The organism is Extensimonas perlucida (assembly GCF_007655255.1).
Classification (GTDB): Bacteria; Pseudomonadota; Gammaproteobacteria; order Burkholderiales; family Burkholderiaceae_C; genus Extensimonas; species Extensimonas perlucida.
Genome location: NZ_VMYE01000004.1, coordinates 143,773 through 157,793, shown reverse-complemented (window position 1 = coordinate 157,793; position 14,021 = coordinate 143,773). Strand labels below are relative to the sequence as shown.

The following is a 14,021-nucleotide window of genomic DNA, read 5'->3' as shown; positions in this document are numbered from 1 at the left end:
GTGCCCGCAGACTTCCTGACAGAGGCTGATCGGCAGCAAGCGCCGCACTTGCATCCCCTGGTCGGCGAGGATTCGCGATGAGCCCCCTCTGGCACGACGCGGGCCTGTGGATCGCCCTGGGCAGCACACTGGTCACCATCGTGGCGGCGCTGGTGATGCGCCATGTTTTCATCAAAATCCTCAAAGAGCCCGCACCAGATAAGCGCAAGGAGCTATCAGATAATGAGTAACGTCCTCGACAAGATCATCGCCGTGAAGCGCGAAGAAGTGGCCGCCGGGCGCAAGAAGACGCCGCTGGCGGCGATGCGTGCCGACGCCGAAAGCCGCATGATCACGCGCGACTTCGTGGGCGCGCTGCGCGCCAAGATCGCCGCAGGCCAGGCCGCGGTGATCGCCGAAGTCAAAAAAGCCAGCCCGAGCAAGGGCGTGCTGCGCGCCGACTTCATCCCTGCCGACATCGCGCAAAGCTACGCCGTGGGCAACACCGACCGCGGCGGCAAGGTCAGCGCGGCCTGCCTGTCGGTGTTGACCGACAAGCAGTTTTTCCAGGGCAGCATCGATTACCTCAAGCAGGCGCGCGCAAGCTGCACCTTGCCCGTGCTGCGCAAGGACTTCATCATCGACGCCTGGCAGGTCTATGAGGCGCGCGCGATCGGCGCCGACGCGATTTTGCTCATCGGCGCGTGCCTCGACGATGCGCAGATGGCCGAGTTCGAGGCCATCGCGCAAAGCCTGGGCATGGCTGTGCTGGTCGAGGTGCACGACCAGCCCGAGCTCGAACGCGCGCTGCGCCTGCAAACGCCGCTGATCGGCGTGAACAACCGCAACCTGCGCACTTTCGAGGTGTCGCTCGACACCACACTGAGCTTGCTGCCCCAGGTGCCCGCCGAGCGTCTGCTCGTCACCGAAAGCGGCATTGCCACGCGCGCCGACGTTGAGCGCCTGCGCGCCGCGGGCGTGCACGCCTTCCTCGTGGGCGAAGCCTTCATGCGCGCCGCCGAGCCCGGCGAGGCGCTCGCCCAGCTGTTTGCCTGATGGGTGGCAAGTATCAAATACATAGCTGCCAGCCAAGATGCAGTAAGCGCAAAAGCCAATTTTGACCATGAAACCATGAACTGCGTGGCCCCAGCCTCCACCCAGTTGCAAAGCGCCAACCCCGCCGACTGGCCCGTGGCGCCGGGTTGGCGGCCGCTCGTCGATGCGTTTTTTGCGAGCCCCACGGGGCAGAATTTGCTGCGCTTTTTGCAGGCGCGGCTGGACGCCGGCGCAAGCATCTTCCCGCCGCAGCCGCTGCGTGCGCTCGAACTCACGCCGCCCGAGGCGGTGCGCGTGGTGATCTTGGGGCAAGACCCGTACCACGGGCGCGGCCAGGCCGAGGGCTTGGCGTTTTCGGTGGCGCCGGGCGTGCCGCTGCCGCCCTCGCTGCGCAACATTTTCCGCGAGCTGCAGCGCGACCTGGGCGTGCCGCCGCCACCCTTTCCGCAGCCCGGCGGCAGCCTGGCCCAGTGGGCGCGCCACGGCGTGCTGCTGCTCAACGCCTGCCTCACGGTCGAAGAAGGCAAACCCGCGAGCCACGCCGGCAAGGGCTGGGAGCAGCTCACCGACGCCATCATCCGCCACGTCGCGCAGGGGCCGCGGCCCGTGGTCTTCATGCTCTGGGGTGCGCACGCGCAAAACAAGCGCGCGCTGATCGGCCACGACCCGCGCCACCTCGTGCTCATGGCCAACCATCCCTCACCGCTCTCGGCCGAACGCCCGCCGCAGCCCTTCATCGGCTGCGGGCACTTCAGCAAGGCGCGCGAGTTTCGCTTGCGGCAGCAGGGGGCTGAGCGTTGCTAGGAGCCTGTCGGACTTTGGAATCGTCGGCTGCGAATGCGCCGCAGCGGCCCATTTTTTACCGTCTTCTTGCCCCATAGTCCCGCTATGGGGCGGCGAATCCGGCAAAAACTGACCTCGCTGGGGCGCATTCTCGCTTTCGACGCCCAAAGCCGGACAGGCTCCTAGCTTTGATCGCGCAAGAACGTCGCTCGCACTTTGACGACTTGTTCGTGCAGACCGGGCAAATCGCTCTGAATCGTTTTCCAGACGAGTTCCAGGTCCACTTTGTCGTAGCCGTGCGAGATGCGGTTGCGCATCGTGTACATGACCAACCAAGGAATGCGGTGGTGCTGCGCGGCGAATTCAGGGGCCGCGCGTTGAATATTGTTTGCTGCCTCTCCGATGATCTCGATGTTGCGCAGCACGGCGTCTTGCACCAACTCGCTGCTCAGGAATGCCGCCTCATCCATCGCCGCCGTGTAACGAGCGATGCGCTCTATGGCTTTGAGGATGTGACCGAGGTAGTCTGGCACGCGCAGGACCTTGGTCACACCGGCAACGCCTCCGAAAGAACCTGGCTGCGCAAAGCCTCGGGCAAGGCCCTGGGCGTCAGTACATCCACGGCTACGCCAAGCAGGCGTTGTAGTTCTACTTGAATGGCCGCTACGTCCATCAGCGTCGTTTCCGGTGTCGGGTCGATGAGGATGTCCAGATCGCTGCTGTCGGTGTCCTGCCCTCGCAGGACGGAGCCGAAAACCCGGGCATTGCAGGCACGGTGAGACGCGACCACCCGCCGGATCGCGGCACGGTTCGCAGCCAAGGCTTCAGAGGGTTTCATGTCTTCCTCTCCCACAATGGAATTCCGATTCATGATAGATCAACAAGTGCGCGGAAGATAAGAGCAGGAAGAAGAGCAGGAAGATAAGAGCAAAAAGCGCCGCGAGCAGCGGCGCTTTTTTGAATTGGTTTAGCCCCGCAAAGGCGGCTGCGCCATCGCGCTCATCAGGCGTACTGCGCGAGCGCCTTTTTCATCTTCTTCATCGCGGCCGCTTCGATCTGGCGGATGCGCTCGGCGCTCACGCCATAGACAGCGGCCAGATCATGCAGGGTCTTGCCGCCCGAGCCGTCGTCGTTGACCTTGAGCCAGCGCTCTTCGACGATGTGGCGGCTGCGCGGGTCGAGCGTCTGCAGCGCGGTGGCGATGCCATCGGTGGCCAGCATTTCGCGCTGGCGCGACTCGATCATCGCCGTGGGCTCGTGCGCCGCGTCGGCCAGGTAGGCGATGGGGCCGAACGCCTGCTCGCCGTCCTCGCTCGGGGCCGGGTCGAGCAGCACGTCGCCACCGGCCATGCGCGCCTCCATCTCGATGACTTCTTCACGCTTGACGTTGAGCTGCCGGGCCACGGTGTCGATTTCGTGCTCGGTGAGCGTTTCGCGGTAGGTGTCGGCGTCGGCTGCGTCAGCCTTGAAACCTTGCTTGAGCGAGCGCAGATTGAAGAACAGCTTGCGCTGTGCCTTGGTCGTCGCCATTTTGACCATGCGCCAGTTGCGCAGGATGTATTCATGGATCTCGGCCTTGATCCAGTGCATGGCGTAGCTCACCAGGCGCACGCCCTGGTCGGGGTCGAAGCGTTTCACGGCCTTCATCAGGCCCACGTTGCCTTCCTGGATCAGGTCGCCATGCGGCAGGCCGTAGCCGAGGTACTGGCGCGCGATCGAAACCACCAGGCGCAGGTGCGAGAGCACGAGCCGCCCCGCAGCCTCAATGTCGCCGTGTTCTTTGAATTGGCGGGCATAGCGCTGCTCTTCCTCATGAGTGAGCATGGGCAGGCGATTGACTGCGGTGATGTAAGCGTCCAGATTCCCCAGCGGTGGCACCAGCGCCCAGGGGTTGGCGGGGGCCAGTGCCGTAGTGCTTGCAGATGCAGTAGTCATATCAGGAATCCTCTCTTTCGTGTGCCGACAAGGGATGTTAGCACTCGCTTGGATAGAGTGCCAAGGCCGAAGTTCCCGCGCTCTTGCCCTTCGATGTATGGGCGGCTGCGGCGCAGCGCCTATTTTTCTGCGGCACAGCCAACGGCGTGGGTTTGGGCCTTGTCTGAACTCAAGTTTTCCGCCGCGGTGGCGCGGGGGTGAAAATCGCTGCACTACCGGGATGCGACGCGGAGGTGTTTCCATGCAGCCATTGAGTCCGAGAACCTGCTCATGGTCTTTTCATGGGGTACGTTGCCCCGCAAAGGCAGTGAATGCAAGGCGCCCACCGCAAGCCGCACCGATGTGCGGCGAGGATGGGCAACGCCGCAGACGCTGCCTTTGCGGGGCAACCCGAAGGGCATGGCAGCAAACGCCCACGCTCGTCGTTGCCCGCCTTGCCCAGGCCACCCGCATGGGCGGCGGCGGGCGCCTCGATCGTGACCGTTTGTTGCCATGCGTACCCCATGAAAAGACCATGAGCAGGTTCTGAGGCCTTTACCCTGATAGAGCCAGGGCCCGTGGTGCTCGTGAGCACCCATGACGCGGGCAAGGACAACGTCATGACCATCTCCTGGACCATGGTGATGGACTTCAGCCCCCTCTTCGCCATCACCACAGGCGCGTGGAATTACTCCTACCACGCGCTGCGGCACCATCGCGAATGCGTGCTTGCCATCCCCACCGTGGACATGCTCGACACGGTGGTCGGCATAGGCACCTGCTCGGGCCTGGATACCGACAAGTTCTCCCGCTTCGCGCTGACGCGGGCGCCGGCCCGGCATGTTGCGGCGCCTTTGATTCAGGACTGCCTGGCCAACATCGAGTGCAAGGTCGTGGACATCATCGAAAAGCACGACATCGTCGTGCTGCAGGGGCTCGCGGCGTATTTCGACACCGAGCGCAAGGAGCAGCGCATGCTGCACGCGGTGGGCGACGGCACCTTCATCGTGGATGGGCGCAGGATGGACCGCCGCAAGATGATGGCCGCCAAACTGCCGCCGGGAGTCTGAGAAGGAGCCGATATGAACGAATCCGCCATGAATTTGGAACGATTCCTGACGGCGCAGGCGCCCGTCATGGCTCACGTGATGGCCGAGCTGCAGGCCGGCCGCAAGCAGAGCCATTGGATGTGGTTCGTCTTTCCGCAGCTCGCGGCGCTCGGGCGCAGCGCCACGGCCAAGTTTTACGGGCTCCGAGACCTGGCCGAGGCCAAGGCGTATCTCGCGCATCCGGTGCTCGGCGCGCGCCTCGTGGACTGCACGCGGGCCGTGCTCGCGCATGCAGGCAAAAAGACCGCACACGAGATCTTCGGCGCGCCCGACGATCTCAAGTTTCGCTCCTGCATGACGCTGTTCATGCTGGCGGCGCCGCAACTGGACGTGTTTCGCAGCGCTTTGGACGCCTTCTATGCGGGCGAAGCCGATGAGAACACGGTGCGGCTCGTGGGGGCTGATCGATAGGCCAAACGGCAATGAACGGCAATACGCCGTAGTTGCCTTGGGCGGGCAGAACGACCTTGCAAAACGGCCCACTCAACCCAGCAACGCCTGCGCAAACTCGCGCGCGTCGAAGGTTTCGAGGTCTTCGAGCTTTTCGCCCACGCCGATGAAATACACGGGCACGGGGCGCTCCTGCGCGATCGCGGCGAGCACGCCGCCCTTGGCCGTGCCGTCGAGCTTGGTGACGATCAGGCCCGTGAGCTGCAGCGCGTCGTCGAAGGCGCGTACCTGGGCGAGCGCATTCTGGCCGGTGTTGCCGTCGATCACGAGCAGCACCTCGTGCGGCGCGGTCGGCTCGGCCTTGCTGATGACGCGGCGGATTTTCTTGAGCTCTTCCATCAGGTGCAGTTGCGTGGGCAGGCGGCCTGCGGTGTCCACGAGCACCACGTCCTTGCCGCGCGCCTTGCCGGCCTGCACGGCGTCGAAGCTCACGGCGGCCGGGTCGCCGCCTTCCTGGCTCACGATCTCGACCCTGTTGCGGTCGGCCCAGACGCCGAGCTGCTCGCGCGCGGCGGCGCGGAAGGTGTCGGCCGCGGCCAGCAGCACATGCGCGCCTTCGTGCGCGAGGTGCCAGGTGAGCTTGCCGATCGAGGTCGTCTTGCCCGCGCCATTCACGCCCACGACCATGATCACCGTGGGTTGGTGCTCGCCGATCACCAGCGGTTTTTGTAGCGGGCGCAGCAGCTCGGTCAGCGCGTCGGCGAGCAGCGCCTTGACGGCGGCGGGCTCGGTGGCCTTGCTTTCCTTGACGCGCCGGCGCAGGTCGGCCAGCAGGCGCTGCGTGGCCTGCACGCCGGTGTCGGCGAGCAGCAGGGCTTCTTCGAGCTCGTCATAGAGCGCGTCGTCGATCTGTGTGCCCGTGAACACGCTCGCGATGCTCGACCCGGTCTTGCGCAGCCCGGCCTTGAGGCGGTCGAGCCAGCCCGTGCGCGCAGCGGGCGCGGCAGCGGCTTGCGCAGGGGCGGTGGGTTCGGCTGCGGATGCAGCCGGAGCGCTGGCTGGCGCTGGTGCGGGGGCTGATGCCGGCGCTGGTGTGGCCGCAGGTGCTGGGGCCGGCGCCGGCACCGGGATTGGGGCGGCCGCGGGCGCTGGAGCCGGCGCCTCGGGAGGGGTGGGTTGAGGCGCGGGCGGCGTGGCGCTCTTGCCGCCGAAGGGCTTGCGCAGCCAGCCGAAAGCGCCAGCGGCCGGAGCCGGCGCAGCGCTCGCAGCAGGCGTAGAGGCCGGCTCCGCAGGCCGGGCCGGGGCTGGTGCAGCCGGGGCGGGCGCGGGTGCGGGACTGGGCGCTGCATTGGGCGCGGCTGCGTCCGCGGGTGGGGGAGGGGATTTTTTCTTGAAAAAACTGAACATTTGGTGCTACGTAGAATCTTTCGCTCTGGGGCATCCCCCGTTGAGCCAAACCATGAAACGCATTCTGACACTCTCTTCTTCTCTGGCTGCATCGCTGCGCGGTGTTTTCTGCGCGGGGGCGCTGGCTTTGTGCGGGCCCGGTGCGGCCTGGGCTGCCCCTGCTGCGGACACGCAGCCGCCACCCGCCGCCACGCTGGCGCCCATTCCCGCCGTGGCGGGCGCGGCGCAGGCGCAGCAGTTCACGCTTGCCAATGGCATGCAGCTCATCGTGCTGCCCGACCGGCGCGCGCCCACGGCGGTGCATATGGTCTGGGTGCGCGTGGGCGCGCTGGACGAAGTTGACGGCACTTCGGGCGTTGCGCATGTGCTCGAACACATGATGTTCAAGGGCTCCAAAAACGTGCCGCCCGGCGAGTTCTCGCGCCGCGTCGCGGCGCTGGGCGGGCAGGAAAACGCCTTCACCGACCGTGACTTCACGGGTTACTACCAGCAGATTCCGGCCAATCGCCTGGCCGAGGTGATGCGCCTGGAGGCCGACCGTTTTGCCCACAACGCCTGGCCCGACACCGAATTCCGCAAGGAGATCGAGGTCGTCAAGGAAGAGCGCCGCATGCGCACCGAAGACCAGCCGCGCGCCGTGCTCGCCGAGCAATTGTTTGCCACGAGCTTCATGGTCTCGCCCTACCGGCGCCCCGTGATCGGCTGGATGACCGACCTCGACGCCATGACGCCGGACGACGTGCGCGCGTTTCACCGCCAGTGGTACGTGCCCGCGAATGCGGCCGTGGTCGTGGTGGGGGATGTCGATGTGGCGCAGGTGCGCGCGCTGGCCGAAAAGTATTACGGCCGCATCCCCGCGCGCGCCGTACCGCCGCGCAAGCCGCGCGCCGAACCCGTGCAGGCCGGGCTGCGGCGCACAGACGTGAAGGCGCCGGCCGAGCAGGCTTTCGTCGCGCTCGCGTTCCACGCGCCCACGCTGCGGCATGTGGAGGCGCTGACCGACCAAGACCGCGACGCGCTCGCGCTCATGGTCTTGTCGGAGGTGCTCAGTGGCTACGACGGCGCGCGCCTGGAGCGTGCGCTCACGCAGGGCGCGCAGCGCGTGGCCGACAGCGCCCACAGCGCGGCCATGGTGACGGGGCGCGGGCCCGGCCTGTTTTTGCTCATGGGCGTGCCCGCGCAAGGTCGCAGCGCGCCAGAGGTCGAGCAGGCCCTGCGCGCCGAGGTGGCGCGCATCGCGCGCGAGGGCGTGAGCGCGCAGGAGCTCGCGCGCGTGCTCACGCAATGGACGGCGGCGACGATTTACGAGCGCGATTCACTCTTTGCGCGCGCGATGGACTTGGGCAGCAACTGGGTGCTGGGCCTGCCGCTCGACACCGAAGACCGCCTGCTCGCGCTGCTGCGCAGCGTCACGCCGCAGCAATTGCAGCAGGTGGCGGCACGTTACTTTGGCGACGACCAGCTCACCGTGGCCACGCTGCTGCCGCAGCCCGTCGATCCGAACGCGCGGCGCAAGGCCGCGGCGCCCGCGCTGGGCGGGCCGATCCGCTGAGTTCGCTGGCCCACCCGACACCTCGGAGTCCTTCATGCAAAGTATCAAAAGAATAGTTGCTCGCGCTTTATTCATGGGCGCTGTCGCCATTTTTGGCGCAAATCCCGCGTGGGCGCTGCTGCCCATAGAACACTGGACGCAGCCCAGCGGCGCGCAGGTCTGGCTGGTGCAAAGCGCCACGCTGCCCATGCTCGACGTGCGCATAGACTTCGACGCCGGCAAGCGCCGCGACCCGGCGCCGCAAGCCGGGCTGGCCGAGGCCGTGGCGCTGATGGCGTCCAAGGGCGTGCAGGCTGACAAACTGAACGGCCAGGACGAGCCACCGCTCGACGAAAACGCGCTCGGTGCGGCCTGGGCCGATCTGGGCGCGAACTTCGGCGCCGCGGCCGGGGCCGACGCGCTGCACTACAGCTTGCGCGCGCTCACCGAGCCCGCACTGCTCGAGCGCGCCCTGCGCCTGGCCGCGCGGCAGATCGGCACGCCGAGCTGGCCCGAGGACGTCTGGCAGCGCGAGCGCGCACGCTGGAGCGCAAGCATCAAAGAGGCGCACACACGCCCCGGCACCCTGGCCGAAGAAGCCTTCGCCGCCGCGGTCTATGGCAGCCACCCCTACGGTTACCACGCGAGCGAAGAAAGCCTCATGCGCATCGGCGTGGCCGACATGGTCGCGTTCCATGCGCGCTACCTCGCGCCCTGCCGCGCGCGCGTGAGCCTGGTCGGCGCCGTGACGCGCGCGCAGGCCGATGCGCTCGTGGCAACCCTGCTGTCGCGTTTACCGACGCCGCCAGAGGGCTGCGCGCCCCTGCCGCCCGTGCCCGAGGTGGCGCCGCTCACCGCCGCGAAAGAGGTCGAAATCCCCTTCGCCTCGGCGCAGGCGCATGTGCTGATCGGCCAGCCCGGTATCGCACGGCGCGACCCCGATTTCCTTGCGCTGCTCGTGGGCAACCACATCCTCGGCGGCGGCGGGCTGGTCTCGCGCCTGACCGAAGAAGTGCGCGAAAAGCGCGGGCTCAGCTACAGCGTCTATAGCCAGTTCAACCCCGGCCTGCACGCGGGCGCCTTCGTCGTCGGCTTGCAAACGCGCCCCGACCAGGCCGCGCAGGCCGTGCAGGTGGCGCAGGACGTGCTGCGCCGCTACGTCGCCCAAGGCCCGACCGAGCCCGAGCTGCGCGCCGCCAAGGACAACCTCATCGGCGGCTTTGCGCTGCGCATAGACAGCAACGGCAAGCTGCTCGCGAATGTCGCCAACATCGCCTGGCACGACCTGCCGCTCGACTACCTCGAGCAATGGCCGAAAAAAGTCCAGGCCCTCACGGTGGCCGACGTGCGCGCCGCGCTGCAACGCAAGCTGCAGCCCGAGCGCATGGTCACCGTGGTCGTGGGCGGCCAGCCGTGAAGCGCCGCGCCGCGCGCGCGGTCGTGGCTGGGGGCGCGCCAGCGCGCGTACCCGTGGGGCGCGGCGAGGTGCGCATCATCGGCGGGCAATGGAAGCGCACGCGCCTGCCCGTGGCGCAGCAGCCGGGCCTGCGCCCCACGCCCGACCGCGTGCGCGAGACCTTGTTCAACTGGCTCGGTCAGGATTTAACGGGCTGGCGCTGCCTCGACGCCTTCGCGGGCACGGGCGCGCTCGGGCTCGAAGCCGCCTCGCGCGGCGCCAGCGTCGAGCTAGTGGAAAGCGACCCTGCGCTCGTCGCGCGTCTGCGCGCCGTGCTGCAGCGCCTGCAGGTGCCGCCCACGCAGCAAGTGGCGGTGCAGCGTGGCGACGGCATCGCGGCGCTGCGCCAGAGCGCGCCCGCGAGCCTGCAGCTGATCTTCCTCGACCCGCCGTTTGCGAGCGACCTGTTCAGCCCCGCCTTGCAGGCCGCGCGCCGCGCCGTGGCGCCGGGCGGCTTCATCTATCTCGAAGCGCCGCAGCCCTGGGACGCCGCCGCGCTCGCGCCGCTGGGCTTTGCCGCGCAGCGCACGCTGCGCGCCGGCGCCGTGCACGCGCACCTGCTGCGGCCCGTGGTGCCGGCGCAAGATGCTCCTTGATCGATAGCTTCTAGCGCTTGATACATAAGCGCTAACGGCACTTTTTACTTGAAATTCCCAGCAGGCCGCAGGCACGCGACATAATCGGCGCTTGCCGTTTTTTCGCGGCTTTCGCCGCATTCACCGACAGGAGACTCCCGCCATGGCATCCCCGAGCGTGCTCGCCGTCTATCCCGGAACCTTCGACCCGATCACGCTGGGGCATGAAGACCTGGTGCGCCGATCCATCCAGTTGTTCGACCGCGTCATCGTCGCCGTGGCTGCGGGGCACCACAAAAAGACCTTGTTCAGCCTTGAAGAGCGCCTGGACATGGTGCGCGAGGTGTTCGCGCCGTATCCGCAGGTGAGCGTGGAGAGCTTCACGGGCCTGGTGCGCGATTTCGTCGTCGCGCGCGGCGGCAAGGCCATGATCCGGGGCCTGCGCGCCGTGACCGACTTCGACTACGAGTTCCAGCTCGCGGGCATGAACCGTGCGCTCATGCCCGACGTGGAGACGGTGTTCCTCACGCCCGGCGACCAGTACCTGTTCATCAGCAGCACGCTGGTGCGCGAGATCGCGACGCTGGGCGGCGAGGTGGAAAAGTTCGTCTCGCCACCGGTGCTCGCGCGGCTGCAGAAAAAAACGGCCAAAGGGGCTGTGTGAAGCGCTCGGCCTGGTGCAGGTTCAGCGTGCGCCGGGGCCCGGCGCGTTGGCCGGGACGTCTGCAGGGCCGTTGGGGGATGCGGGCGCGGAGGCAGCGGATGCGGGTGCCTGTGCAGCTGCTGGCGCAGCCGGCTTGGTCGAGAGACTCTCGGGCGTGAGCACCTGCGGCAGCGTTGCACGCTCGCGCGCCACGGGCTCCTGGGGCAGGTACAAAGGCCCGCGCTGGCCGCAGCCCATCAAAGCGGCCAGGGCGGCCAACACGCACGGGCTGAGTAGAATTTTTCGCACATTCCGCATGGAAGCATTGTAATGACCGACCTCGAATTCATGGATCACGCCGAACGCCTGCTGCTGGCCGTGGAGCGCAGCTGCGACCGCATCAACGAAACGAGCGACGCCGACCTGGACAGCCAGCGCAGCGGCGGTATGGTGACGATCGCCTTCCCCAACCGCAGCCAGATCGTGATCAACCTGCAAAAACCGCTGCACGAGGTCTGGATGGCGTCGCAGTCGGGCGGCTACCACTACCGTTTCGACGGCACGCGCTGGCAGGACACCAAGGGCGCGGGCGAATTTTTTGCCTGCCTGAGCCGCGAGGCCTCGCGCCAGGCGGGTATGCCGCTCACGTTTGGCGCCTGAATCTCTGCGAACGAGACCGCGCCCGCCCGGATCTGGGGTACGGGGGGTGCGCTCAGTGGCCTCAGTTGCGAAACAGGTCGAGGATGCGGCTGCGTTCTTCGCTCGAGGGTGCCGGGGCCGCTCCAGGCGCAGCAGCCGAGGCCGGCCCCTGGGCATCGCTGAGCCCCAGGCTGGTCACGCCGGCATTGCGCGCGTATTCCTCATAGAACCATTCTCCCCCCACATTCACCACCCCAGGCGGCACCTGAGGCTCTGACACGGGCACGCCACGCAGCGCGTGCTCCATGAAGCGAATCCATATCGGCAGGCTCAGGCCGCCGCCGGTTTCACGGCTGCCCAGGTTGCGCGGCGTGTCGTACCCTACCCACGTGATCGCGGTCAAAGTGGGCTGGAAGCCGGCGAACCAGGCATCCACCGCGTCGTTGGTGGTGCCGGTCTTGCCGTACAAGTCGGGGCGCTTGAGCGTGGCCTGCGCGCGCGCGGCCGTGCCCGAGCGTGTCACCTCTTGCAGCAAGGAGCCCATGACGAAGGCATTGCGCGCCGGGATGGCACGCGCGTCCTCGGTCAGCGCGGGCGGTTTGGTTTCGGTCAGCACGCGGCCCTTGTGGTCGGTCACGCGCGCAATCAGCCACGGGTTGACGCGGTAGCCGCCGTTGGCGAACACCGAATACGCTGTGGCCATCTGCATGGGCGTGACCGAGCCCGCGCCCAGTGCCATGGTCAGGTACGCGGGGTGCTTGTCGGCTTCGAAGCCGAAGTGGGTGATCCATTCCTGCGCCGTTTTGGGCCCCACGGCCTGCAGCACGCGGATGGATACCATGTTCTTGGACTTGGCCAGGGCTGTGCGCAAGGGCATGGGGCCTTCATATTTGCCGTCGTAGTTTTTGGGCTCCCAGGGTTGGGCGCCCGTGGCGCCGGCATCGAAAAACAGCGGTGCATCGTTGACCACCGTCGCGGGGGTGAAGCCCTTTTCGAGCGCGGCTGAATAAATGAAGGGTTTGAAGCTCGAGCCCGGCTGGCGCCACGCCTGCGTCACGTGATTGAACTTGTTCTTTTGAAAGTCGAAGCCACCCACCAGTGCCTTGATGGCGCCATTGAGCGGGTCTATGGCGACGAAGGCGCCCTCGACTTCGGGCAGTTGCGTGATGTCCCAGGTGTTTTTGGGCGTTTTGATGATGCGGATCACCGCGCCACGGCGGATTTTGATATTTGGCGGCGCCTTGTCGCTGAGTCCGGATTCGGCGGGCTTGACCCCTTCGCCCGTGATCTCCACGCGGTCGCCGTTGGCGCGCAATGCCACAATTTTGCGCGGGCTGGCTTCCAGCACCACGGCCGCCAGCACGTCGCCGTTGTCTGGATGATTGGCCAGCGCGTCGTCGATGGCGTCCTCGAGCGCCTGTGCATCGCCGGGCAGGTCCACGAACTGCTCCGGCCCGCGGTAGTGCTGGCGCCGCTCGTAGTCCATGATGCCGCGGCGCAGTGCCTGGTAGGCGGCATTCTGGTCGCCGGCATTCACGGTCGTATAGACATTCAGCCCGCGCGTGTAGGCTTCGTTGCCATACTGGGCGAAGACCAGCTGGCGCACCATTTCGGCCACGTATTCGGCATGCACGCGCGCATCGTCCGTCGCCGTGCGCAATTGGAGCTTCTCTGCCCGCGCCGCAGCCGCTTCCTGAGGCGTGATGAAGCCGTTCTCTTCCATGCGATCGATGATGTAGAGCTGGCGCACCCGGGCACGCTTGGGGTTGCTGATCGGGTTGTAGGCCGACGGCGCCTTGGGCAGACCCGCGAGCATGGCCGCCTCGGCAATCGAAATGGACTTGAGCGGCTTGCCGAAGTACGCCTCCGATGCCGCGGCAAAACCATAGGCGCGGTTGCCCAGGTAGATCTGGTTCATGTAGATCTCGAGAATCTGATTTTTGCTCAGCGAATGCTCGAGTTTGAACGTGAGTAATATTTCGTAAATCTTTCGCGTGAAAGTTTTTTCCGAAGACAGGTACACATTGCGCGCCACTTGCATGGTAATCGTCGAAGCGCCTTGGCTTTTCACGTGTCCCAGATTCGCCAGCGCGGCGCGCAGCATGCCTTTGTAATCGACGCCACCGTGCTCGAAAAACCGCGTGTCTTCGATCGCCAGCACGGCGTCCTTCATGACCTTGGGAATCTCATCGATGGGCGTGAGGGTGCGGCGTTCTTCGCCAAACTCGCCCAGCAGCGCGCCTTCGGACGAATAGACGCGCAGCGGCAGCTTGGGGCGGTAGTCGGCCAGATCGGAAACGTCGGGCAGATTCGGATAGGCCATGGCCAGCGCCACGGCGACCACGCAGCCCAAGGCCACAGCGCCCGCCAGGGCCAGTCCGCCAAGCCACAGCACGAAGCGCACAGACCAGCGCAGCCAGCTTGGGCGCCCTCTCGGAGTCGATGTCGGCCGAGCGGAGGAATCCTTGGGTGAAGAGGGGGCTGGCATGGGGATGCAAAAGCAAAAACGCTCAATTATAAAAATCGGTCGCCCGCTGCT

The 14,021-nt window shown here is 66.6% G+C and carries 16 protein-coding genes; 10 read left to right on the top strand and 6 right to left on the bottom strand.

All coding sequences use genetic code 11. The features are described 5' to 3' along the window. Window positions 1-77 precede the first annotated feature (77 nt). The 3 genes from FK527_RS17225 to FK527_RS05850 all read left to right on the top strand — a co-directional run bounded on the left by FK527_RS17225 (window position 78) and on the right by FK527_RS05850 (window position 1,839). Window positions 78-230, top strand: a complete 153-nt coding sequence (locus tag FK527_RS17225) for a hypothetical protein (protein WP_186298392.1) — start codon at window positions 78-80, stop codon at window positions 228-230. Next, window positions 223-1,035: an indole-3-glycerol phosphate synthase TrpC gene (trpC, locus tag FK527_RS05855; RefSeq protein WP_144731000.1), complete on the top strand. Its 813-nt coding sequence runs from the start codon at window positions 223-225 to the stop codon at window positions 1,033-1,035. The genes FK527_RS17225 and trpC overlap by 8 nt, the downstream gene beginning before the upstream one ends. Before the next feature lie 75 nt (window positions 1,036-1,110). Continuing rightward, window positions 1,111-1,839: a uracil-DNA glycosylase gene (locus FK527_RS05850; RefSeq protein ID WP_144730998.1), complete on the top strand. Its 729-nt coding sequence runs from the start codon at window positions 1,111-1,113 to the stop codon at window positions 1,837-1,839. Window positions 1,840-2,000: 161 nt separating this feature from the next. Here FK527_RS05850 and FK527_RS05845 read toward each other — a convergent pair whose 3' ends face one another. From FK527_RS05845 to rpoH, 3 genes are all read right to left on the bottom strand, one after another. After that, the gene (locus tag FK527_RS05845) at window positions 2,001-2,369 is read right to left on the bottom strand and encodes a HepT-like ribonuclease domain-containing protein (RefSeq protein ID WP_144730996.1); all 369 of its coding nucleotides are present in this window, start codon (window positions 2,367-2,369) and stop codon (window positions 2,001-2,003) included. Further along, window positions 2,366-2,656 carry a nucleotidyltransferase family protein gene (locus FK527_RS05840; protein ID WP_144730994.1) on the bottom strand — a complete coding sequence of 97 codons (291 nt, stop codon included), beginning with the start codon at window positions 2,654-2,656 and terminating at the stop codon, window positions 2,366-2,368. Before FK527_RS05840 ends, FK527_RS05845 begins: the two co-directional genes overlap by 4 nt. Before the next feature lie 164 nt (window positions 2,657-2,820). After that, entirely contained in the window at window positions 2,821-3,753 is a 933-nt protein-coding gene (gene rpoH / locus FK527_RS05835) for an RNA polymerase sigma factor RpoH (protein ID WP_144730992.1), read from the bottom strand. Between the two features lie 560 nt (window positions 3,754-4,313). On the opposite strand from rpoH, the gene FK527_RS05830 reads away from it, so the two are divergent. Beyond that, the gene (locus tag FK527_RS05830; RefSeq protein WP_281287818.1) at window positions 4,314-4,802 is read left to right on the top strand and encodes a flavin reductase family protein; all 489 of its coding nucleotides are present in this window, start codon (window positions 4,314-4,316) and stop codon (window positions 4,800-4,802) included. Between the two features lie 12 nt (window positions 4,803-4,814). Next, a complete protein-coding gene (locus tag FK527_RS05825) occupies window positions 4,815-5,252 on the top strand; it encodes a DUF1810 domain-containing protein (RefSeq protein ID WP_144730988.1) in 438 nt (145 codons plus the stop codon). A gap of 72 nt (window positions 5,253-5,324) precedes the next feature. Here FK527_RS05825 and ftsY read toward each other — a convergent pair whose 3' ends face one another. Next, on the bottom strand, window positions 5,325-6,638 hold the full coding sequence (ftsY, locus tag FK527_RS05820) for a signal recognition particle-docking protein FtsY (RefSeq protein WP_144730986.1): 1,314 nt from the start codon (window positions 6,636-6,638) through the stop codon (window positions 5,325-5,327). 52 nt (window positions 6,639-6,690) lie between these two features. On the opposite strand from ftsY, the gene FK527_RS05815 reads away from it, so the two are divergent. From FK527_RS05815 to coaD, 4 genes are all read left to right on the top strand, one after another. Further along, entirely contained in the window at window positions 6,691-8,190 is a 1,500-nt protein-coding gene (locus tag FK527_RS05815) for a M16 family metallopeptidase (protein ID WP_144730984.1), read from the top strand. 34 nt (window positions 8,191-8,224) lie between these two features. Further along, window positions 8,225-9,586 carry a M16 family metallopeptidase gene (locus FK527_RS05810; RefSeq protein ID WP_144730982.1) on the top strand — a complete coding sequence of 454 codons (1,362 nt, stop codon included), beginning with the start codon at window positions 8,225-8,227 and terminating at the stop codon, window positions 9,584-9,586. Continuing rightward, a complete protein-coding gene (gene rsmD, locus FK527_RS05805; protein ID WP_425460412.1) occupies window positions 9,478-10,221 on the top strand; it encodes a 16S rRNA (guanine(966)-N(2))-methyltransferase RsmD in 744 nt (247 codons plus the stop codon). Before FK527_RS05810 ends, rsmD begins: the two co-directional genes overlap by 109 nt. 142 nt (window positions 10,222-10,363) lie before the next feature. After that, entirely contained in the window at window positions 10,364-10,864 is a 501-nt protein-coding gene (gene coaD, locus FK527_RS05800) for a pantetheine-phosphate adenylyltransferase (RefSeq protein WP_144730978.1), read from the top strand. Between the two features lie 21 nt (window positions 10,865-10,885). Here the strand turns inward: coaD and lptM are convergent, their stop codons facing one another. Beyond that, the gene (gene lptM, locus FK527_RS05795) at window positions 10,886-11,161 is read right to left on the bottom strand and encodes an LPS translocon maturation chaperone LptM (RefSeq protein ID WP_144730976.1); all 276 of its coding nucleotides are present in this window, start codon (window positions 11,159-11,161) and stop codon (window positions 10,886-10,888) included. A gap of 12 nt (window positions 11,162-11,173) precedes the next feature. On the opposite strand from lptM, the gene cyaY reads away from it, so the two are divergent. Further along, a complete protein-coding gene (gene cyaY / locus FK527_RS05790) occupies window positions 11,174-11,503 on the top strand; it encodes an iron donor protein CyaY (RefSeq protein WP_144730975.1) in 330 nt (109 codons plus the stop codon). Between the two features lie 61 nt (window positions 11,504-11,564). On the opposite strand, the gene FK527_RS05785 is transcribed toward cyaY, so the two are convergent. Next, window positions 11,565-13,970 (bottom strand): penicillin-binding protein 1A, encoded by a 2,406-nt coding sequence (locus FK527_RS05785; RefSeq protein ID WP_144730973.1) that lies wholly within the window; start codon window positions 13,968-13,970, stop codon window positions 11,565-11,567. Between the last annotated feature and the right edge of the window lie 51 nt (window positions 13,971-14,021).